Raw genomic sequence first — 21,178 nt, 5'->3', positions numbered from 1 at the left:
ATCACTTACCCGTCTTTCCGACCTTGCGGCGAACGACCTCGCCGGCGTAGCGGATGCCCTTGCCCTTGTACGGGTCGGGCTTGCGCAGTCCGTGGATCACAGCGGAGATCTGACCGACCGCCTGCTTGTCGATTCCGGACACAGAGAACTTGGTGGGCGTTTCCACCGCGAAGGTGATGCCTTCCGGGGCCTCGACCGGGACCGGGTGGCTGTAGCCGAGAGCGAACTCGAGGTTCGAACCCTTGGCCTGCACGCGGTAACCGACGCCGAAGATTTCCATCTTCTTCTCGTAGCCCTTGGTCACACCTTCGACCATGTTCGAGACCAGGGTGCGGGTCAGGCCGTGCAGTGCACGACTCTGGCGCTCGTCGTTCGGACGGGCGACCTCGAGCTGACCGTCCTCGCCCTTGGCGACGGTGATCGGCTCGGCGACGGTGTGCGACAGGGTGCCCTTGGGACCCTTCACCGACACGGTCTGGCCATCGATGGTGACATCGACGCCCGCGGGAATTGCGATGGGCTTCTTGCCGATACGCGACATTGTCCTACCTCCCCTTACCAGACGTAGGCGAGGACTTCCCCGCCTACACCTTGCTTGGCCGCCTGGCGATCCGTGAGCAGACCGGTCGACGTGGAGATGATCGCCACGCCGAGGCCGCCCAGGACCTTGGGCAGGTTGGTGGACTTTGCGTACACACGCAGACCCGGCTTCGAGACGCGACGCAGGCCCTGCAGGCTGCGCTCACGGCTGGGGCCGTACTTGAGGTCGACGACGAGGCTCTTGCCGACGGTCGCGTCCTCGGTCCGGTAATCGGCGATGTAGCCCTCGCGCTTGAGGATCTCGGCGATGTTCGCCTTGAGCTTCGAGTGCGGCGCCTTCACCTGATCGTGGTACGCCGAGTTGGCGTTGCGCAGACGAGTGAGGAAGTCTGCGATCGGATCAGTCATGGTCATGTTTTTGACCGTTTACCTTTCTCGCAACGGTTCCCATGCAAGAGCCCGAAGGACCCGTGGGCCTATCACGAAGTTGGGGTTAGTTTCCCGTCGTGCCCCGGCTTGCGCCGGGACGACGGAAGTTGGTGGTGGCTACCAGGAGCTCTTGTGCACGCCCGGCAGCTCGCCGCGGTGCGCCATCTCGCGAAGGCAGACACGGCACAGACCGAACTTGCGGTAGACAGCATGCGGGCGACCGCAGCGCTGGCAACGGGTGTAGGCGCGGACCCCGAACTTCGGCTTGGCCTCGGCCTTGATACGCAGTGCTTTCTTGGCCATCGTCAGTTCTCCTTGAACGGGAAGCCGAGGTGCTTGAGAAGGGCGCGGCCCTCTTCGTTGTTCGTCGCGGTGGTCACGACAGTGATGTCCATACCGCGCGGACGGTCGATGGAGTCCACGTCGATCTCGTGGAACATCGACTGCTCGCTCAGGCCGAACGTGTAGTTGCCGTTGCCATCGAACTGCTTCGGCGACAGGCCGCGGAAGTCGCGGATACGGGGCAGCGCGATGGAGACCAGGCGGTCGAGGAACTCCCACATGCGGTCGCCACGCAGCGTGACCTTCGCACCGATGGGCATGCCCTCACGCAGCTTGAACTGCGCGATCGACTTGGTCGCCTTGCGGACCTCGGGCTTCTGACCGGTGATCAGTTCCAGATCCTTGATGGCACCGTTGATCAGCTTCGCGTCACGGGCGGCGTCACCGACACCCATGTTGACGACGACCTTGACCACGCCGGGGATCTGCATCACGTTGGCGTACTCGAACTCGCCGTTCAGCGCGTCCTTGATCTCGGCGCGGTAGCGCGCCTTCAGGCGCGGCTGGGTCTTCTCAGAGGTAGTCATGTCAGATGTCCTTCCCGTTCTTACGGGAGATCCGGACCCGCTTGCCGCTCTCCTCATCGGTGCGGTAACCGACACGGGTCGGCTTGCCATCGGAATCGACGACCATCACGTTCGAGACCTGGATCGGGGCTTCCTGGGTCACGATGCCACCGGAGGAGGCGCCACGCTGGTTCGCGGAGTCCGCGACGTGCTTCTTGATCCGGTTCACGCCCTCGACCAGGATCTTGCCGGTCGCCGGGTAGGCCTGAATGACCTTGCCCTTGGCGCCCTTGTCCTTACCCGAGATGACGAGAACGGTGTCGCCCTTGTGCACCTTCATGTCAGAGCACCTCCGGGGCCAGCGAAACGATCTTCATGAACTTCTTCTCGCGCAGCTCGCGGCCGACCGGGCCGAAGATACGGGTGCCACGCGGGTCGTTGTCCGCCTTGATGAGCACGGCGGCGTTCTCATCGAACTTGATGTAGGAACCGTCCGGGCGGCGGCGCTCCTTGACGGTGCGCACGACGACGGCCTTGACGACCTCGCCCTTCTTGACGTTGCCGCCAGGGACAGCGTCCTTGACGGTGGCGACGATGATGTCGCCGATGCCGGCATAGCGACGTGACGAGCCACCGAGCACGCGGATGCAAAGAATTTCCTTCGCACCCGTGTTGTCGGCGACGCGCAGTCGCGACTCCTGCTGAATCACTTCAGCCTCCTTGACCTGGATGTATACGCACGCCGGATTGCCGACCCGACGGGCATGGTCCTGCTGCCACCCGAACGCGCGCCTGCCAGCGGTTATGCGGATCTCGATGACCCAACCACTGGGGGTTCACGGCCGGATTGCGGGCATAGCTCCCGCAGGCAACCGGTTCAGTGTAGGGGAATCCGCTGGTCATCCCAAAATCGGGTCCATTTCGGCAACCCTGACATTCAGCTGTGAAACCCCTGCCGATCAGTGCCAGCGAGCCTTCTCGTTACTACCCTCGGTCCAGGGCATGATCGCCAAAAATGCCACCAGTATTCGATATCGCCGCTGGAAGAGGGGTTTCTTGAGTTCGTCTGCCGGTCCGTTTCGATTCGATCGTCGAGCTTTCCTGATCGCACTCGGAGTGATTCCCGCCACCACGGTTCTGGCGTCCTGCTCCAAGGATGCGGCGACGCCGCCGACCGGGGTCGACATGAGCGGTGCCGACCAGGCGATTCGTCCGCAAGACGATCTATACCGGCACGTCAACGGGACTTGGCTGCGCGATTATCAGCTGCCGGCGGACCGGCCCTCGTATACCTCGTTCAACGAGGTCCGCGACCGTGTTCAGCAACAGTTGCGCGACATCGTCGACAGCATTCGCGACCCGAAGCCGGGGTCGACCGAACAGCAGATCCGCGATCTCTACGATGCCAGGCTCGATCTCGACGAGATCGAGCGACTGGGCAGCACTCCGCTTGCCGACCTGTTCGCCGCGATCGACGGCGCCGAGACCAAGGCAGACCTCGCCCGGGTGATGGGCACGCTGCCGGTCGGCGGCCTGATCGGGCTCGGGGTCGCGGTCGACCAGAAGAACTCCGGCGACTACATCGCCATGATCGGCCAATCCGGCATAGATCCGACCATGGGCGAGCAGTACTACCGGAAGCCCGAATACGCCGAGCAGCTGGCGGCCTACCGAACCTATCTGGAGCGCATCGCCGCCGGTGCGGACTTCCTCGATCCGTCGGGCACGGCACAGCGCGTGCTCGCGCTGGAGACGAGGATTGCCGCCGGGTATTGGGACGACGTTCGGCTGCGCAATCCCGACGCCACCTACAACCTGCTCGGCTGGACCGAATTGACTTCGCTCGCACCACAATTCGACTGGGAACCGTGGCTGGCGGGTAGTACCGACCGGCCCAGGGGGCTGTTCGACAAGGTGGTGGTGGGGCAGCCGTCTTTCGTCACAGCGGCAGGGCAACTCTGGGCCGAGGTCGACATCGCGAGCTGGCGGGAATACTTGCGCACGGCCGTGGTAAAGAAATTCGCGGCCGAACTACCCGAAGTCATCTCCGCTGCCGCCTTCGAATTCATCGGCAAGGCGTTGCAAGGCCAGCAACAGCGTCAAGAGCCGTGGAAGGACGGCATCGACACCGTCGACGACACGCTCGGCCAGCCGCTCGGGAAACTCTATGTCGGCAAGTACTTTCCGCCGATCGCCAAGGAACAGGCACAGGCGCTCGTCGCCGATCTCATGGCCGCCTATCGGGACAACTTCACCAACTCGTCGTGGATGTCGCCGCCGACCAGGGCTGCGTCGATCGCCAAACTCGACAAGATCGTCGCGAAGATCGGCTACCCGGACACCTGGATCGACTACTCCGGACTGCACATCACCAGGGGCAAACTGATCGAATCCCTACGCGCGGCAGAAACTTTCGAGCGCAAGCGGATGTTCGCGCGACTCGGCACACCGGTCGACAGGTCCGAATGGGCCATATCGCCGCAGACGGTGAACGCCATGTACGACCCGAGCGCCAATGAGATTTCGTTCCCCGCGGCCATTCTGCAGCCACCGTTCTTCGACAAGGATGCTCAGGCTGCGGTCAACTACGGCGCGATCGGCGCGATCATCGGTCACGAAATCGGTCACGGCTTCGACGACCAAGGATCGGAATACGACGCCGACGGCAACCTGCGCGACTGGTGGACCCCGGCGGATCGGGCCGCGTTCGACGCCAAGACCGCGCAGCTCATCGCGCAGTACAACGCGCTCGTTCCCGTCGGCCTCGATCCGGAAAAGCACGTCGACGGCGCACTCACCGTCGGCGAGAACCTCGCCGATCTGCGGGGGCTGAGCATCGCGCTGGCGGCCCTGCGGATCGCGGGACAGCACGACGGCACCGGCGAACCCGACTACCCGACGCTGTTCCTTTCCTGGGCGCGCATCTGGCGGGACAAGTCGACCGAGCAGCGGCAGGAGCTGCGCCTGGCCATGGACGTCCACGCCCCCAATGAGTTCCGATGCAATCAGGTGATCCGCAATATCGCCGAGTTCTACCGCACCTTCGGCGTCACCGCCGCCGACCGGCTGTTCCTGCCCGAGGACCAGCGGGTCACGCTCTGATACGCCGGGCCCGCGCCACCGGAGACAGGTAGCCTCGGGCAAGCAATATCGCGCCTGACGAGGATGCGGGACACCGCATCGGGAGAGGAATCCTCGTGACATCAAACGGTCGTCCCGGCCAGCTGGATCGTCGTGCCTTCCTGGTCGCGCTGGGGGTCGTACCGGCCGCCATCGCGTTGGCTTCGTGCTCGAAGAACGACAACGTGCAGCTCACCGGTGTCGATCTGGGTGGCGCCGATGGCGCTATCCGGCCGCAGGACGATCTGTACCGGCACGTCAACGGCAAGTGGCTGCGGGAGTACCAGCTGCCGCCGGACAAGGCCGCCGTCGGTGCGATCAGCGAGGCTTCCGACCGCACGCTGGACCAGTTGCGGGCGATCATCGAAGGCATCAACGATCCGAAGGCGGGCTCGGAGGCGCAGCAGATTCGCGACCTCTACGACGCGCGCCTCGATCTCGACACGATCGAACGGCTCGGGATGACCCCGCTGGCCGATCTGTACGCCAAGATCGACGGCGCCGCGACCAAGCCGGACCTGGCCAAGGTGATGGCCGAACTGCCCATCTCGGGTCTGATCGGCATCGGTATCGGCATTGATCGCAAGAACTCGAACGCCTACATCCCGACCATCAGCCAGTCCGGCCTCGGCCTCGGCGAGCAGTACTACCGCAAACCCGAGTACACGACGCAGCTCGCGGGCTACAAGACCTACGTGGAAAAGATGGCCGCGGCCGCGGGCTTCGCCGATCCGATCGGCCTGGCGCAGCGGGTGGTCGACCTGGAAACCAAGATCGCGGCCGCGCATTGGGACAGCGTGCGCAATCGGAACACCGACGCCACCTACAACCTGATGAGCTGGTCGGAGCTGACCGCGCTCGGACCGCAATTCGACTGGGAGCCCTGGATGGCGGGCAATACCGACCGGTCGCGCCAGCTGTTCGACAAGATCGTGGTTTCCCAGCCGTCGTTCGTGACGGGGATGGCGCAGTTGTGGGCCGACGTCGATATCGCTGTCTGGCGGGAGTACCTGCGCACGAGCGTGACGGCGAATTTCGCCCGCTTCCTGCCCAAGGCCATCGCGGATGCGCGCTTCGATTTCGTCGGCAGGGTGCTGAGCGGGCTCGACGAACGCCCGGAGCTGTGGAAGTCGGCGGTCGGCGTCGTGGACGACAATCTCGGCGACCAGCTCGGGAAACTGTATGTCGCCGAGCACTTTCCGCCGGAGGCCAAGGATCGCGCCAAGGAAATGGTCGCCGACCTCATGGCCGCGTACAAGGATAACTTCACCCATTCCACCTGGATGTCGCAGCCGACCAGGGAAGCGTCCATCGTCAAGCTCGACAAGATCGAGGCCAGGATCGGCTACCCGGACAAGTGGGACGACTACTCCGACTTGAAGATCACCAGGGGCAAGTTGATCGAATCCCTGCGCGCGGTCAATGCTTTCGAGTCCAAGAAGGCCTTCAACCGGCTCGGCACCCCCGTCGACAAAGCCGAATGGGGTATGTCGCCGCAGACGGTGAACGCCTATTACTCCCCGACCAATAACCAGATCACCTTCCCTGCCGCCTATTTGCAGCCGCCGTTCTTCGACAAGGACGCCACCGCAGCGGTCAATTACGGTGCGGTCGGGGCCACCATCGGCCACGAGATCGGGCACGGCTTCGACGATCAGGGCGCCAAGTACGACGCCGACGGCAACCGGCGCGACTGGTGGACCCCCGAGGATCTCGCCGCGTTCGAAGCCAAGACCAAGCAGTTGATCGACCAGTACAACCCGCTTGTCCCGGAGGGCCTCGACCCCAAATACCACGTCGACGGCGCGCTCACGGTCGGCGAGAACCTCGCCGATCTGCGTGGGCTCCAGATCGCGCTGGAGGCCTACCGCATCGCGGCGAAGCGGGAAGGCAAAGAGCCGGACTTCCAGCAGATGTTCTTCTCCCATGCCCGCAGCTGGCGCGAGAAGCAGACCGAGGAAGCCACCATCAGTCAACTGCAGGACACCCACTCCCCCAACGAATTCCGCTGCAACCAGGTGATGCGCAACCTCGCCGAGTTCTATAAGACCTTCGAGGTGAAGGAAGGCGACAAGTTGTTCATGCCGGAGAACCAGCGCGTCAGTTTCTGAGCGCTTCGAGGTTGGTTATCCAGCGTCCGACGAGCAGCCCGGCAGCACGCCGGGCTGCCGGCTTTCGCTGCCTGCGAGCAGACCGTCGACCAAAGCCCGCAGGCCGTATTCGTAAGTGTCCACCGCAGTGAGCTCGACCCAGCGCGGACCGAGAGCCGATAGGCGGGGCAGGGTGTCGGGGTCGAGGTCGGCGAAGACCGATTCGCGGTAGGTGGGACGGTTTTCGGCGGCTCGGCGCTCGGATTTGGCGCGAACTATGAGGTCGCCCGCGGTGTAGTGCCAGATCACGCGGTAGGCCTGCACGGCCCGATCGGGACCGAGGCCGCTCGCGATGGCGGCATCGATGATGGTTTCGTTGATCCAGAGTGCCGAGACGCCGAAGAGGTCGTCGGAGACGAGGACCTCGACGATCCATGAGCGTGCGGCGAGCACCTCGTGCATTGCGTTGGCGGCGACCAGGATTCGCTCGCGTGGCGCATCCGGCAGTGCCGGCCAGACCACCTGGTCGGCGTAGTCGTTCAGCAGTAGCCGCAGTAGGTCTTCCTTGTCGTGCACGTGGTGGTAGAGCGCCATCGGGGTGCAGGCGAGTTCCGTGGCGAGACGACGCATCGTCAGCTTCTCGACGCCATCGGCATCGATGACCGCATGGGCCGCGGCGAGGATCTCCAGCAGGGAGATGCGCGGGGGCCTTCCGGTGCGGTTGTGCTGCGGCGACGGGTTCGGCATGAGGTCCATCATCGCCCATCGCCGAACGGATGTGTGGACACGGGGCCGCTCTGCGGTTAGTTTTTATACGTGTATAAAAACTTGAGTGGGCGGCCGGGAGTCGCCTTGGCGGCCGTGGCCGTCGCGCAGTTCATGGTGGCCCTCGACATGGCGGTCGTGAATGTCGCGCTACCCGCAATCCGCGCCGATCTGGGATTCGCGCCGCTCGAGCTGGCCTGGGTGGTGCACATCTACGCGCTGACCTTCGGCGGGTTTCTACTGCTCGGCGGCAAAGCCTGCGATCTGTTCGGACGGCGAAGGTTGTTCGCCGCCGGGCTGGTCGTCTTCGGAATCGCCTCGATGGCAGGAGGTTTCGCACAGGCACCGTGGCAGCTGGTGGCCGCACGCGCCGTGCAGGGTATGGCGGCGGCGGCCGTTGCGCCCGCCGCGCTTGCCACCCTGACCACCACCTTCACCGAAGGACCCGCCCGAATGCGGGCGCTCGGCGTGTGGAGTGCGGTGAATGCCGCGGGCGGCGCGATGGGCGTGCTGGTCGGCGGGCTGCTGACCGAGTACGCGAACTGGCGCTGGGTAATGCTGATCAATATCCCGATCGTCGCGATCGCGCTCGCGGCGGTGGCGGCGGGCGTGGCAGCCGATCGTCGCGACCACGCCGCAGGTCGCCTCGATGCGCTCGGCGCGGTGCTCGCGACCGTGGGCATCGGCCTGCTGGTGATCGGCGTGGTGCGCACCGATCACTACGGCTGGACCTCGGGTGTCACGATTGCCACGCTGACCGCGAGCGTCGTCGTGCTGGCCTGCTTCCTTGCCGTGGAGGCGCGGGTCGCCACTCCCCTTGTTCGCCTCGGACTGTTCCGCAGCCGCTGGGTCACCGGCGCGAACCTTTTCGTATTCCTCGCTGCCGCAGGACAATTCTCCGCTTTCTACCTGGTGTCGCTGTATATGCAGCAGGTGTTGGGGATGAGCGCGGGCGCGACCGGCGCGGCCTTTCTGCCGTTCTCGCTGACCGTGATCATCGGCACGGTGGTCGCCACCCGGGTCGGCGCGCGACGCTCACCCAGGACCGCACTCATCGGCGGCGGCCTGCTCACTGCCGCGGGCATCGGCTGGTTCGCGCTGATCAGTCCCGATGGCAGCTTCGTCACCGACGTGCTCGGCCCCTCGCTGGTCGGCGGCTTCGGCCTCGGACTGTGCCTGGCTCCGGTCGCCGCCGCGGCGACCATGGGCGTCGCGGGACCAGAAGCGGGCATGGCATCGGGCGTATTCAACAGCGCACGACAACTCGGCGGCAGCGTCGGCGTCGCCGCACTCGCCACCATCGCCGCGAGCCGCTCCCGTGCCCACGTCGATCCCGCCGGACTCAACGACGGCTACGCGCTCGCTCTCGGCATCGCGGCACTCGTGTTCGGCACCGCCGCCCTGGTCGCCGCCGTGGTCCTGCCCGCCGCCCGCCGCGACTCGACGGCCGCCCCGAAAGCGCCTCTGCACGAGGAACTCTCCCCCGCACGTCCATAGCAGTACCCGAGGAAGGAAACCCATGAGCCAGACACCGATCGACCTGTTCGACAGCGGCCTGCACTTTCGCCCCGACGGCAATGTCCGTGCGGGCGAACGTCGAATGAGCACCGGCTCCGACGGCTGGCAGCTCGCCACATTCCATGTCGAGACCAACGCCGATGTGCACGCCGACCACTGGGAAGTCCACCCATCCTCCGAAGAGGCGGTGTGCTGCCTATCCGGCGCGATGCGCCTGTACCTGCGACCGGAACACCCCGGCGACGACGAGACCATGGTCCACCTGACCTCCGGCACGGCTTACGTTGTGCCACGCGGCCGTTGGCACCGCATCGAACTCGACCAACCCTCCGACATCATGTCGATCGGGCTGCGCGGCGGCACCCGTCGAGAACCAGTCGCCAGGTCGGTGGCCGAGTAGCTCTCGACAGGAATCTCGCTGACTATCGAACGAGGTCCGCGAAGCTGATCTCGCCGAGCACGACATGCTCGAGCTGCAGGAATCCATCGCGATGCAGCCGATGCAGCCGATACTCGGCGGCATGGGCGTCGAGCCTGAACTCGCGGACCTCTTCGATGTCGTACTTGGTGTCGAGTGCGACGACCAGGTATAGCGGAATGCCGGCCCGGGCATATTGAGCCTTCTTGTCCAGCAAGTCTTCGGCCGCGGTGGACGGAGACGAAACCTCGACCACGATCAACGCATCGCCGGCCTCCGGCTTCGCGCCGCGTTCGGGCAAGCACCGGTACACCGTCACATCGGGCCGACGGAACGTAAACTTCGGCACTCGCCACAACACCACATCTATATCGGTCTCCACCCGGATGCACGGCTCAGTGCTCGGCAGCTGCTCCATGGCGCCTGCCAGTCTGCGCGCTACCCGATTGTGCTCGGGTACAGGGGACTCGCAGACAATCACATGCCCGTGCACAACCTCGATCTCGCGCGCCATAGCCTCGGGCAGCTGACGGTACTGCTCCTCGGTCATCTCGTGCGGCAAGTGGCCGGACGGTTCGATCGTCATGGTGGAAGCCTACCCAGGCGGCAACCCGATGCGTTGCCGTCCGAGGACCATGGGTCGACCTAGTACTCCAGCCGGACTTCGTGATCATGGTGTAAGTCGGGATCGGTGCTGGTAGTGGCCGCGTCGGGCGCGATCACTTGCCGGGTGTGCCCGTCAGTCGGCGATGTGTTGTAAGAACCTTCGGTTGTCGAGCGCGGGGGCGAGACACATGCTGCGGCGAAGGCACCCGTCACCACCGAGATCGTTGCCTGTTCTGTCGGATTATGTATCCCTCAGCGCGATTGGTAGTCAATGGGTGGACTCGGGTCCGTGCTCGGGCGCGGCCTGCAGTTCGGACGCGGCGGCGGCCAGCAATGCGTCGCGGTCGCGGCTCAACGGAGGATAGATACGTCGGGTGTTGATGGCGCGCTTGGTGTCTTTGGCCTCCTCGCCGCACGCGACCACGTGGCGGTCCCAGCCCTCGGTATACACCGCGCCTGCCGGTCCCAGATCGAGAACCGTTACATACCAAGGGATCCGCAACGGCTTCACGGGCTTGCCCAGAAGATCGCCGATGACGTTGTATCCGGCCCATCGGCCCATCGGGCGGCTGTGCTGGCAGGACATCACCGACATATGCTCGTCGTCCATTTTCGCAACGGCGACGTCACCGGCGGCGAATACCCCGGGCACACCACAGACCCGCAGATAATCGTCGACGGGGAGTCGACCCAGCCGGTCACGGTCGACCCCGAACTCTGCGGTCAGCGGGTTGGCCCGCATGCCGGCACACCAGACGACGGTGGCGGCGGTCACCACTTCACTCGAGGAAAGCGTCACGCCGCGCTTGTCGATGGCGACGACACCGACACCCAACTTGGTCTCGATCCCGATGTCGGCCAGCGCCGCCTCGATGACCGGTCGCGCCGATGCGCCCATGTCCGAGCCGACGAACGGGTTGCGGTCGATCAGGATGACCCGCGGTGCGACGGCACGCGCGGCAAAGGCGTCGGCGAGCATCGCGGGCAGCTCAGTCGCCTCTTCGATCCCCGTCAAACCTGCCCCGACGACGACTACTGTCGTGGCCGCCGAGTCAGCGGGGCCCTCGGCAAGCCGACGCAGGTGGGCTTGCAGTCTGGTCGCTGCGTCATGGGTGTCGATGTCGAAACCGAACTCCCGCAGGCCAGGGATATCGGGCTTGACCACCTGGCTGCCCAACGCGAGCACCAGCCGGTCGTAGCTGTGAGCGCCCGCGGTGGATTCCACGACCCGCGCCAGAGCATCGATCGCCGTCACTTCGCCGATGATGTGCTTGATTCCGACCGGATCGAGAAGAGCGCTCAGCGGGATGCGGGATGTGCTCAGATCGGTCTCATAGTCGCGCACGCGGATATCGTGGTACGGCGTGGAACTGATCATCGTGACATCGACGGTTCCGACCGCCACATCGAGCTCGTCGAGCCGCCGGGCCGCCGCGAGCGCCGCCCACAGACCCGCAAACCCGGACCCGAGAACCACGACACGCGAAGGATCGGTCACTGCAGCGCGCTGCACATCGTCATTCTAATACTCCAGCCGGACTTCGTGATCGTCGATGCTGCTGGCCGGGACACTGGAAGTGGGGCGGCCACTGCGTGATCATGCTGTGTTTGTGTGGGACACAACTGAATTGGTGGTGGCCACGTTCGGCAACGTAGCCGTTGACCGGCCTACTACCGCTGCTTGGCGCTCACCCGGCCACCCTCGCCAGGCTGGTGATAGACGCAGCCACTACCAGCACCGATCCCGACTCACACCATGATCACGAAGTCCGGCTGGAGTACTAGGCTGACCGATACTGGGCACCGCCAGGGACATGCCTGGGCGAAAGGGGTCAAACGATGAAGTCTGTTCGGATACCCCGTGGCTGGGCACTGGCCGCGGTCGTGGTGCTCGTCGGTGGGCTGGCCCTCGGAATCGTCACCTACGGGCCTTCGAGCAACGACGAAGACCCCGGCAGCGGCGAACCCGTCACCATCACCCACACACGCGGCACAACCACAGTGGAAGGTTCTCCGAAAAGGGTTGTCGCACTGGGTAATCAGTGGATGGATACCGCTTTGGCGCTCGGGGTGACTCCGGTCGGCTATATCGATACTGCCGCGACGGTACCCAACTCGACCCCGCCGTGGGAACCCGACTCGCTACGTGGCGCGACGGCGTTGAACACCACCGGCAATATCGCCGCGCAGGCCGCGGCGCTGCAACCGGATCTGATTCTCGTGGACGGGCTGCTGGCCGATCAGCAGTCTTACGACGAGCTGTCCAAGATCGCACCGACGCTGCCGGCGCTGAGCAATGAGACGGTCGTGCCGTGGCGGGATCAGGTGACCGCGCTCGGTGCGGTGCTACGCAGGACGGATCGGGCGAGCAAGGTCATCGCCGATGTGAACAAGAAGGTCGAGACCATCACGCAGGCGAACCCCGGGCTGAGGGGCAAGACCGTCGCGAGCACCTGGCTGGCGAGCCCGGCCCAGCTGATAGTGCTCACCGACCCGAACACCGTCGCCGGCCAGATTTTCACCCAGCTCGGCCTCGGCATTCCGAAGAACCTTGCCGCCCAACCTGCCAGTCAGGGCAGGCTGGCGCTGGCGCCGGAACGCGTCGACGAGCTCACCGCGGATCTGCTGCTGGCCGGCTACTCCCCCGGCATGGACGAAACCTACCGTCAGCTGCCGGGTTTCCGTGAGCTGCCCGCAGTGCAGAAGGGCGCTGTCGCGTTCTTGACCATCCAAGAGCTCGGCGGCGTCAACCAGCCGACCGCGCTGTCGGTGCCGTATCTGCTCGACAAGCTGCAGCCCGCGTTCGCCAACGCCGCCAAGTAGGCAATGCCAGCGCCCGGGACGCACTGTCAGCGCACCGGGACCGGCACCGTGACCTCGGCCGGCGCGGCCGCCTCGGCGAGCTCGACGCCCTCGTCATGGACGTACTTGTCGCCCGCGAAGTAGGAGGCGGCGGCGGCAAGGAACATCATCGCGGCCGCCGCGACGAACACGACGATCAGACCGGAGTGGAACGGCCCGGTGAGTAGATGCGGGAAGAACTCCTGGCCGGTCAGGGTGCCGGCGTCGACACCAGGCTTACTCAATTCGCCGGAGGGGCCGAGCAATTCCTGAATCGGGTTGAAGCCGAGGAAGGCGGCGAACATGCTGGCCACCGGGGGCATCCCGGCAAGCTGGGCGGCGGCGTCGGCCGAGACGCCCTGCGCGCGCAGCCCGGAGTCGAGCGCCGCGGGCAGACCGGCGGCGAGGCCGACGACCATGAGGGAGAAGAAGATTCCCATGGACAGGGCGTTGCCACCATTGAACAGCGTGCCGCGCATGCCGGAGGCAGCGCCGCGCTGGGCGGCGGGGACGCTGGACATGATCGCGGCAGTGTTGGGCGAGAAGAACAACCCGCTGCCGATTCCATTGATCAGAATGATCAGCGCGAACAGCCAGTAGTCGAAGTCGACCGGGATCACCAGCAGCAACAGGAAGGTCAGCCCCGCGATCACGGCGCCGCCGGTGGTGAACAGCCTGGCGCCGTAGCGATCCGACAGCCAGCCCGAAATCGGTCCCGCGGCAAGGAATCCCACGGTCAGCGGCAGCAGGTAGATACCTGCCCACAGCGGGGTCGATTCGAAGTCGTAGCCGTGCAATGGCAACCAGATGCCCTGCAACCAGATGATCAGCATGAACTGCATGCCGCCGCGGCCGATGGAAACCATGAGGTTGGCGAAGTTGCCGAGGCCGAAGGCCCGGTTGCGGAACAAGGCCAGATTGAACATCGGATCGGCGATCCGACTCTCCACCACACAGAACACCCCGAGCAGCACGATGCCGCCGATCACCGCCGACAACACCCACGGGCTGTACCAACCCGTGGCATGCCCACCGTAGGGCTGGATGCCATAGGTGATGCCGGTGAGCAGCGCAGTCAAGCCGAGCCCGAAGAGGATGGTGCCCGCCCAGTCCACCGTGCCTTCCGTACGCACACCGACCTCGTGCAGCGACCGGTAGGACCAGACGGCGCCGAGGATGCCGATCGGGACGCTCACCCAGAACACCGCGCGCCAGTCCCACTCCGAGAGCACGCCGCCGATAAGCAGGCCGAGGAACGAACCGGCCACCGCGGCAACCATATTGATGCCGAGCGCGGTGCCGCGCTGATTCGCCGGGAAGGCGTCGGTGAGAATCGCCGAGGAGTTGGCCATGAGCATGGCCCCGCCGACACCCTGCACGACCCGCCAGACGATGATCCACATCGCCCCGGACCCGCCGTCCCACGGATCGAAGGACAGCGCGATCGCGCAGAGTGCGAACACCGCGAAGCCGAGGTTGTAGATACGCACGCGTCCGAAGATGTCGCCGAGCCGCCCGAACATCACCACGAGCACGGCCGTCGCCAGCAGGTACCCCATCAGAATCCAGAGCAGGTAGCCGACATTTCCCGCATCGAGCGGGTTCAGACCGATACCGCGGAAGATCGCGGGCAGCGAGATCAGCACGATCGAAGAATTGATCGCGGTGAGCAGCACGCCGAGGGTGGTGTTGGTCAGGACGATCCACTTGTAGCGCGGATGGTCCCGGTCGTAACGCAACCGGCGGCGGATGGTTCGGACATCGCCGAGGTCGAGGTCGGTGGATGGATTCGTCACGGCAGCCCCTTGCAGAGATATCAGCTCCGCAAACTATATAGTTAGCCGATGTAACGATCAAGTCGCCGTCCCGCCCTTCGGACGCGCACCCACTCATCGAATCCGGCGGCAAGATAGGTTAGCCTTGGCTGACTTGTTGCTGGTGGCTCGAAGGAGTCGAGTCGGGGAAGTTCCTCGACGGAGGAGGGTTCAACGATGAAGTCTGTTCGAGCGTCCCGCAGATGGGCGCGTGCAACGGTGGCCGTGCTTGCCGGGGCTCTCGCCCTCGGCGTCACCGCATGCGGATCGTCGAGCGACGACAGGAACTCGGACAGCCCCTCGGTCACCATCACCCACGCGCGCGGTGAGACCACCATCGAAGGCACCCCGAAAAAGGTTGTCACCCTCGGCAATCAGTGGCTGGACACCGCGCTGGCGCTCGGCGTGACCCCGGTCGGCTACGTCGACAATGTCGCGGTCGCCTCCAAGAGCACACCACCGTGGCAGCCGAAAACGTTGGAGTCCGCGAAGGCTTTGAACACCTCGGGCAACCTGGCCGAGCAGGTCGCCGCACTGGAGCCCGATCTCATCCTCGTCGACACCTTCATCGCCGACCAGAAGACCTATGACGAGCTCTCGCGGGTCGCGCCGACTCTCCCCGGCCTGACCAAGGAGGCCGTCACGCCGTGGCAGGACCAGGTCAACGCGCTCGGTAAGGCACTGCGCAAGCAGGACGACGCGACCAAGGTGATCGCGAAGGTGGACGAGAAGATCGCCGCGATCACCACGGCAAACCCAGGTCTGAAGGGCAAGACCTTCGCGAGCACCTGGCTGGCCGGCCCCACGCAGCTGATGGTGCTGATCGACCCGAACGACGGCTCGTCCAAGGTGTTCAGCCAGCTCGGCCTGAGCATCCCCAAGGACCTTACCGACCATGCTGCCAACCAGGGCCGTCTCTCACTCTCGCCCGAACGCGTCGACGAGCTCACCGCCGATGTGCTGCTGGCCGGTTACTCCCCCGGCCTGGACGAAAAGTACCGGCAGCTGCCCGGATACGCCGAGCTGCCGGCGGTGAAGAAGGGCTCCGTCGTATTCCTCACCACCCAGGAGATCAGCGCGGTGAACCAGCCGACCGCGCTTTCGGTGCCCTACATCCTCGACAAGCTCGAGCCTGCCTTCGCCGCAGCGGCGAAATAGGCAGCGTGTCAGTCCTATCGGTTCCACTAGCGGAGGTTCGCGGTTTTGCCCGCCGTCACATATCCCGACCAGACCAGATTCGCGCTGCGTGACGGTGTCACCTGCCTGACGACTTCGGCCGGCGCGGTGCTGCTGAATCCGCCGCGTAACGAGAAGCTGACCGGCCTGGCCGCCGGTCAGCTCCAGGCGCTCGAGACGCTGAACCGGGGACCGGCGACGGTGACGGAGATGTCGGCGGCCGCGGGCGGAGACGACGTCGCCGGGCTGATGGACCGGCTCGCCGACGCCGGCTGGCTGTCGGTCACCGTGCGGGACGGCGGACGCGACCTCTACACCATCCGCCCGTTCGGACAGCCTGCGCCGCGACCGACGACTCCTCTCTCGTGGTCTGCGACGCTGTCGAAATTCGCGGTGCTGCACCGGGATTCCGAAGGCTTCGTGCTAGAGCACCCGCGGGCGTGGTGCGATCTGCGCATCCACGATCCACGACTGCTCGCATTGCTGGACGGACCGGGCGCGGCCGACGCGAATCTGCCTGTCGCCGTGAAATCGCAGTTCGCCGAGGATCTGCACTGGTGCGGATTCCTGGTGCCGGACGCGGACGTCGAGGACCGCGAATTCAGCACGCGCAGTTGGAGTCTGCCCGACCTGTGGTTCCACCGGCGCAGCACGCTCGGCGAGCGCACCATCACCTGGGAGCATTTCGGCCCGACCAAGTGGGCGAAGGGACAGTTCCCGCAGCCGCCCGCGCGCAAGGCCGGCTATCCGGGCGAGGCGGTGGCGCTGAGGGTCCCGGATCTGGCGGTGACGCGGGCCGAGGATCCGACGTTGACGGCCGTCTTGGAGGACCGGGTTTCGACCAGGGCCTTCGACGATGCGCATCCGATCACCATCGACCAACTGGCCGAATTGCTGTACCGCACAGCCAGAACCCGCAGCACCCAGCCCGTGGGCGAGGGTGAGGAACTGGTCTCACGGCCGTACCCGTCGGGCGGCAGCGTCTACGAACTCGAGCTCTACCCGGTGGTGCGCAATGTCGACGGACTGACACCGGGGATGTATCACTACGACTCGTTCGAGCATGTGCTGCGCCCCGTCGCCGCTGCGGATTCGCCTGCGGTGACGCGACTCTTGAAGTCCACGTCGGCAACGTTGGCCCAGGGCGCCGAGCCCCAGGTACTCATGGTCATGGCGGCCCGTTCCGGCCGGGTGATGTGGGCCTACGAGCAGGTCGCCTATGCCAACATCCTCAAGCACGTCGGCGTACTGATGCAGACGATCTACCTGACGGTGACCGCCATGGGGTTGGGCACGTGTGCCCAAGGTTTCGGCGACACAGCGGCTTTCGCGGCCGCCGCGGGCGTGGACGAGTTGGCGGAGTGCAGCGTCGGCAGCATGCTCATCGGTTCCCCGGCGCCGCGCTGAATCGCCGCGAATCCAGTAGGACGACAACGAACGAGGTCCCAGCGCCCAGGCGCTGGGACCTCGTTTGTTTGTCGTGCAACAGCCTCAGAGCTGGGCAAGAACCTCCTCGTCGCTCATGGCCGCGATATCCAGGTACAACCGCGCGACCGCGGCCAGTCGATCCGGCTCACCACTCCTTGCTTCCCGATCCACCAAACGAGTGGCGAGTCCGGCAACGGTGCGGGCCGCAAAGATGTCCGCGACCAGCGCGTGATCGACATCGAGCCATTCGCGCACCCGGGCAATAACCGTGGTGGCAAGCACCGAATCACCTCCGAGCCCGAAGAAGTCGTCGTGCACCCCCACCGCATCGACGCCGAGCACCCCGGCGACAATATCGATCAACGCCGCCTCGACGTCATTGCCCGGGACGCCGTCGTGGGGATCTGCGGCGCCGGGCTCGAGCAGCGCTACCACCGCCCGCCGGTCCAGCTTGGCGTTGACGGTCAGCGGCATCTGTTCGAGGAATTCGATCCGGGTCGGAATCATGTAGCCCGGCAACAGATCCGACATAGCGGTGGTGATATCACCGATCTCGTCCGGATCACCCGCGATCGCGGCGACCAGCCTGGGCGCGCCCGTACCGACCACCGCCGCAACGGCATGCCGGACCCCGGGCACAGTGCGCAACGCGCTCTCCACCTCGCCCAGCTCGACCCGGTAGCCGCGGATCTGCACCTGATTATCGGCGCGGCCGAGGAATTCGACGGTACCGTCGGGCCAGTACCTGGCCATGTCGCCGGTCTTGTACCAGCGGACACCTTCGAATTCGACGAATCGCTGCGCGGTTCGCTCCGGATCATTGCGGTAGCCAGTGGCCACATTCGCACCGCCGACCCAGAGTTCACCAGGCACCCAATCCGGGCAGTCCCGCCCCGACGGCGCGACGACCCGGCATCGGACATTGCGCAGCGGAACACCGAACGGCACCGTCACCCAGTGCGCGGGGGGTGCACCGACGAACTCGCAGACGGTGCTGTGAATCGCGGTCTCGGTCGCGCCACCCAGTCCGGAGAATCGGCAGCCCGGCACCTGGCGGGCCAACCGGCGAGCCAGATCGGCGCCGACCCAGTCACCGCCGAGAATGACCGCGCGCAGTGAGTCACCCAGGTTGTCCCCACCGATCTGCAGGATTGTGTCCAGCATGCTCGGCACACAGTTGATGATCGAAACCCGGTGGCGGCGAATTAGTTCCACCCATGTGGTCGGCTCGACACGCTGGTGCGGATCGACGGCGACCACCGCGCCACCCACCGAGAGCAAGCCGAAGATGTCATAGACCGAGAGATCGAATTCCAGCGCGGACAACCCGAAGGACCGATCGGCGCTGCCCACATCGAACCAATCGTTGATCGCATCGATAATATTCATCGCCGCGCGGTGCGGGACCTCGACACCCTTGGGCACGCCGGTCGAGCCGGAGGTGAAAAGCACGTAGGCAATCTGTTCGGTATCCGGACAGACCGGCCCGTCGAGCGGTCGCGGATATGTACCGGCCGCGCTGATCGGCACGCACGGAATGGGCACGCCCATATCGGCACCCGCGACCACGAGCGCGGCGACAACCTCACCGGTGCGCAAGATCTCGGCGCGGCGACCGACCGGCTGATCGAATCCGATCGGCACATAGGTCGCGCCGACAGCGAGTACGCCGAGCACGGCCAAAATCTGGTCCGGCCCCTTGGGCAGCTGAACAGCGACCGCGTCACCGGGGCGCACCCCCTCGACGTGCAGGGCGCCCGCGACCGCAAGCGCTCGCGCGGCCAGTTCCCCGTAGCTCCATGCGCCCGCGCCGTCGCCGAGCCCCCACACCACTGCGGGAAGATCGGCATCGGCCGCGGCGTGCTCGAAGAAGCCCTGGTGCAGGCAGCGTCCGCTGACCGGTCCGTCCGTCGCGTTGATCGCGGCACGCACCGCGGCCTGGGCGACCGGCAGCCGCACCGCGGCCTCCGCGTTCCAGCCCGCTTCTCCGTCGGCCAGCCGGGCGATCGCCTGGGTGTACCGGCCGAACATGGCGTCGATCACGCCTTCCGGAAACGCCGATTCGCGGACGTCCCAGTTGAGCAGCAGGCCGCCGCGGACCTCGGTCACCTGGGCGTCCAGCAGCACCTGCGGCCCCTGCGAGATGATCCACACCGGTTCGCCGAAGGTCTCGGTGACCTTGTCTGCGAACAGTTCGCCGAGGTTCAGCGCGCTGGTGTAGACAATCGGGGCCAGCACCGGCTCACCCTGGTGCCTGCCCAGATCACGTAGCACCTCGAGCCCGGAATACGCAGTGTGCGCACCACTTTCGTGCATGCTCCGCTGCAGCGCACGGGCCCGGTCGGCTACCGACATGTTCTCGGTGACATCGACCTCGAGCATGATCGAGGAGGTGAAGTCGCCGATCACGCGGTCGATATCGGGATGCACCGGTTCGCGGTGGAACAGTGGCACATTCAGCAGGAACCGGCTCTGCGCCGACCAACCGCCGATGGTTTCGGCGAAGACCGCGGCCAGCGCCATGGCCGGGGTGATGCCACGCTCGTGTGCGGCGGCGAGCAGGCGCTGCTTGGCCTCCGGCGCCAGCCAGTGGTCGTAGCGAACGGTGCGGTGTGGGGCGATGCGCTCGCCGACCGGAACGGTCGGCAGCTCGGGTGCGCCCGGCAGCTCGGACAGCCGCCGCTGCCACCACTGCCGGTCGCGCTCGCGTGCTGTGGTGTCTTCCTGGCGTTCGGTGCGGTAGCGCCGGAAGCTGTAGCCCGGAATCTGCGGCGTCGCACCGTGATACAACTCGGCCAGGTCGGAGATCAGCAGGCGGTAGCTCATTGCGTCGCCCGCCAGCATGTCGACATCCAGGTGCAGCCGGGTGCGGTTGGCATCGCGCAGGGTGAGCGTGATGTCGACGACCTGGCCGTCCTCGATGGCGAGGCGCTGATGGGTCTTCTGATCGCGCAGTTCGGCCAGCACAGCCTCGGCCGCCTCGGGCTCGTGTTCACGCAGGTCTACGACCGAAAACACGGGCCTACCCGGCGCGGGCATGGCCTGCTGGGTGCCGTCCGGCAGGAATCGGGTGCGCAACATCGGGTGCGCCGTAAGCAATTCGGCCACAGCCCGCTCCAGCCGCTCTGGATCGATTCGACCGCCGTCGAATTCGACATAGAGGTGGGCCGCGACACCGCCGAGCTCCTGCTCGTCGGAACGGCCGATCCAGTACGCGTGCTGCATGCCCGCCAGCGGGAAGGGATCCTGCTCGCCGACCGTGGACGCGGCGACCTCGGCAATCGACTCGGGCGCAGGATCGGCCACTTCGCCCGCGCCGAGCAAACCATGCCAGGACGCCACCGTCGGACTCGCCGCGAGCTGGGCGAAATTGATATCGACCCCACGCTTGCGCCAGCCACCGGCCAGCTTCATGGTGCGGATCGAGTCCAGACCCAACTGGATGAGGTCGTCGTGATCAGCGATATCCCCTGCGCCGAGCCCGATCTGACTCGCCACCGCGGCCCGGATCTCCTCCTTGTCGATCCCCGCCGTGCCGATTCCCCCGGCGCCGTTCCCCCGCTGCTGTGCCGACTCCATTCCGCT

The 21,178-nt window shown here is 65.7% G+C and carries 18 protein-coding genes; 7 read left to right on the top strand and 11 right to left on the bottom strand.

Annotation, left to right across the window (positions count from 1 at the left end; genetic code table 11):
* Position 1 precedes the first annotated feature (1 nt).
* The 6 genes from rplF to rplN all read right to left on the bottom strand — a co-directional run bounded on the left by rplF (position 2) and on the right by rplN (position 2,527).
* Positions 2-541 (bottom strand): 50S ribosomal protein L6, encoded by a 540-nt coding sequence (gene rplF, locus OHQ90_RS09590; protein WP_328409224.1) that lies wholly within the window; start codon positions 539-541, stop codon positions 2-4.
* Positions 542-555: 14 nt separating this feature from the next.
* Positions 556-954, bottom strand: coding sequence for a 30S ribosomal protein S8 (gene rpsH, locus OHQ90_RS09585; RefSeq protein ID WP_014981717.1), 399 nt, complete (start codon positions 952-954; stop codon positions 556-558).
* 132 nt (positions 955-1,086) lie between these two features.
* Positions 1,087-1,272 (bottom strand): type Z 30S ribosomal protein S14, encoded by a 186-nt coding sequence (locus tag OHQ90_RS09580; RefSeq protein WP_188829844.1) that lies wholly within the window; start codon positions 1,270-1,272, stop codon positions 1,087-1,089.
* Between the two features lie 2 nt (positions 1,273-1,274).
* Positions 1,275-1,838: a 50S ribosomal protein L5 gene (gene rplE, locus OHQ90_RS09575; RefSeq protein ID WP_328409221.1), complete on the bottom strand. Its 564-nt coding sequence runs from the start codon at positions 1,836-1,838 to the stop codon at positions 1,275-1,277.
* A 1-nt stretch (position 1,839) separates the two neighbouring features.
* On the bottom strand, positions 1,840-2,157 hold the full coding sequence (rplX, locus tag OHQ90_RS09570; protein WP_328409219.1) for a 50S ribosomal protein L24: 318 nt from the start codon (positions 2,155-2,157) through the stop codon (positions 1,840-1,842).
* A gap of 1 nt (position 2,158) precedes the next feature.
* A complete protein-coding gene (rplN, locus tag OHQ90_RS09565) occupies positions 2,159-2,527 on the bottom strand; it encodes a 50S ribosomal protein L14 (protein ID WP_040686591.1) in 369 nt (122 codons plus the stop codon).
* Between the two features lie 346 nt (positions 2,528-2,873).
* Here rplN and OHQ90_RS09560 point away from each other — a divergent pair, with 346 nt between their 5' ends.
* Complete coding sequence (locus tag OHQ90_RS09560) at positions 2,874-4,919, top strand: M13 family metallopeptidase (protein ID WP_328409216.1); 2,046 nt, start codon at positions 2,874-2,876, stop codon at positions 4,917-4,919.
* 95 nt (positions 4,920-5,014) lie between these two features.
* Positions 5,015-7,048 carry a M13 family metallopeptidase gene (locus OHQ90_RS09555; protein WP_328409214.1) on the top strand — a complete coding sequence of 678 codons (2,034 nt, stop codon included), beginning with the start codon at positions 5,015-5,017 and terminating at the stop codon, positions 7,046-7,048.
* A gap of 15 nt (positions 7,049-7,063) precedes the next feature.
* Here OHQ90_RS09555 and OHQ90_RS09550 read toward each other — a convergent pair whose 3' ends face one another.
* Positions 7,064-7,774 (bottom strand): TetR/AcrR family transcriptional regulator, encoded by a 711-nt coding sequence (locus tag OHQ90_RS09550; protein WP_328409212.1) that lies wholly within the window; start codon positions 7,772-7,774, stop codon positions 7,064-7,066.
* Positions 7,775-7,843: 69 nt separating this feature from the next.
* Here OHQ90_RS09550 and OHQ90_RS09545 point away from each other — a divergent pair, with 69 nt between their 5' ends.
* The gene (locus tag OHQ90_RS09545) at positions 7,844-9,289 is read left to right on the top strand and encodes an MFS transporter (RefSeq protein WP_328409210.1); all 1,446 of its coding nucleotides are present in this window, start codon (positions 7,844-7,846) and stop codon (positions 9,287-9,289) included.
* A gap of 22 nt (positions 9,290-9,311) precedes the next feature.
* Positions 9,312-9,710, top strand: a complete 399-nt coding sequence (locus OHQ90_RS09540) for a cupin (protein ID WP_328409208.1) — start codon at positions 9,312-9,314, stop codon at positions 9,708-9,710.
* 22 nt (positions 9,711-9,732) lie between these two features.
* Here OHQ90_RS09540 and OHQ90_RS09535 read toward each other — a convergent pair whose 3' ends face one another.
* Both OHQ90_RS09535 and OHQ90_RS09530 read right to left on the bottom strand, forming a co-directional pair.
* Positions 9,733-10,314, bottom strand: coding sequence for a Uma2 family endonuclease (locus OHQ90_RS09535; protein WP_328409206.1), 582 nt, complete (start codon positions 10,312-10,314; stop codon positions 9,733-9,735).
* 288 nt (positions 10,315-10,602) lie between these two features.
* On the bottom strand, positions 10,603-11,832 hold the full coding sequence (locus OHQ90_RS09530; RefSeq protein WP_328412740.1) for an NAD(P)/FAD-dependent oxidoreductase: 1,230 nt from the start codon (positions 11,830-11,832) through the stop codon (positions 10,603-10,605).
* Between the two features lie 341 nt (positions 11,833-12,173).
* On the opposite strand from OHQ90_RS09530, the gene OHQ90_RS09525 reads away from it, so the two are divergent.
* Positions 12,174-13,157 carry an ABC transporter substrate-binding protein gene (locus OHQ90_RS09525; RefSeq protein WP_328409204.1) on the top strand — a complete coding sequence of 328 codons (984 nt, stop codon included), beginning with the start codon at positions 12,174-12,176 and terminating at the stop codon, positions 13,155-13,157.
* A gap of 26 nt (positions 13,158-13,183) precedes the next feature.
* Here the strand turns inward: OHQ90_RS09525 and OHQ90_RS09520 are convergent, their stop codons facing one another.
* Positions 13,184-14,971 (bottom strand): MFS transporter, encoded by a 1,788-nt coding sequence (locus OHQ90_RS09520; RefSeq protein WP_328409202.1) that lies wholly within the window; start codon positions 14,969-14,971, stop codon positions 13,184-13,186.
* Positions 14,972-15,166: 195 nt separating this feature from the next.
* Between OHQ90_RS09520 and OHQ90_RS09515 the strand changes: the two genes are divergently transcribed.
* Positions 15,167-16,147, top strand: a complete 981-nt coding sequence (locus OHQ90_RS09515; RefSeq protein ID WP_328409200.1) for an ABC transporter substrate-binding protein — start codon at positions 15,167-15,169, stop codon at positions 16,145-16,147.
* 45 nt (positions 16,148-16,192) lie between these two features.
* On the top strand, positions 16,193-17,572 hold the full coding sequence (locus tag OHQ90_RS09510; protein ID WP_328409198.1) for a SagB family peptide dehydrogenase: 1,380 nt from the start codon (positions 16,193-16,195) through the stop codon (positions 17,570-17,572).
* 84 nt (positions 17,573-17,656) lie between these two features.
* On the opposite strand, the gene OHQ90_RS09505 is transcribed toward OHQ90_RS09510, so the two are convergent.
* Entirely contained in the window at positions 17,657-21,172 is a 3,516-nt protein-coding gene (locus OHQ90_RS09505; protein WP_328409196.1) for a non-ribosomal peptide synthetase, read from the bottom strand.
* Positions 21,173-21,178 lie beyond the last annotated feature (6 nt).

This window comes from Nocardia sp. NBC_00403, from assembly GCF_036046055.1.
Lineage (GTDB): Bacteria > Actinomycetota > Actinomycetes > Mycobacteriales > Mycobacteriaceae > Nocardia.
This window is presented reverse-complemented; position numbering and strand designations above follow the sequence as displayed.

Excerpts from the sequence above, each read along its gene's own strand:
- OHQ90_RS09525 (WP_328409204.1), top strand. The coding sequence starts at position 12,174 with ATGAAGTCTGTTCGGATACCCCGTGGCTGGGCACTGGCCGCGGTCGTG.
- rplF (WP_328409224.1), bottom strand. The coding sequence starts at position 541 with ATGTCGCGTATCGGCAAGAAGCCCATCGCAATTCCCGCGGGCGTCGAT.
- OHQ90_RS09535 (WP_328409206.1), bottom strand. The coding sequence starts at position 10,314 with ATGACGATCGAACCGTCCGGCCACTTGCCGCACGAGATGACCGAGGAG.
- rpsH (WP_014981717.1), bottom strand. The coding sequence starts at position 954 with ATGACCATGACTGATCCGATCGCAGACTTCCTCACTCGTCTGCGCAAC.
- OHQ90_RS09580 (WP_188829844.1), bottom strand. The coding sequence starts at position 1,272 with ATGGCCAAGAAAGCACTGCGTATCAAGGCCGAGGCCAAGCCGAAGTTC.
- rplE (WP_328409221.1), bottom strand. The coding sequence starts at position 1,838 with ATGACTACCTCTGAGAAGACCCAGCCGCGCCTGAAGGCGCGCTACCGC.
- OHQ90_RS09515 (WP_328409200.1), top strand. The coding sequence starts at position 15,167 with ATGAAGTCTGTTCGAGCGTCCCGCAGATGGGCGCGTGCAACGGTGGCC.
- OHQ90_RS09550 (WP_328409212.1), bottom strand. The coding sequence starts at position 7,774 with ATGCCGAACCCGTCGCCGCAGCACAACCGCACCGGAAGGCCCCCGCGC.
- OHQ90_RS09540 (WP_328409208.1), top strand. The coding sequence starts at position 9,312 with ATGAGCCAGACACCGATCGACCTGTTCGACAGCGGCCTGCACTTTCGC.
- rplX (WP_328409219.1), bottom strand. The coding sequence starts at position 2,157 with ATGAAGGTGCACAAGGGCGACACCGTTCTCGTCATCTCGGGTAAGGAC.
- OHQ90_RS09505 (WP_328409196.1), bottom strand. The coding sequence starts at position 21,172 with ATGGAGTCGGCACAGCAGCGGGGGAACGGCGCCGGGGGAATCGGCACG.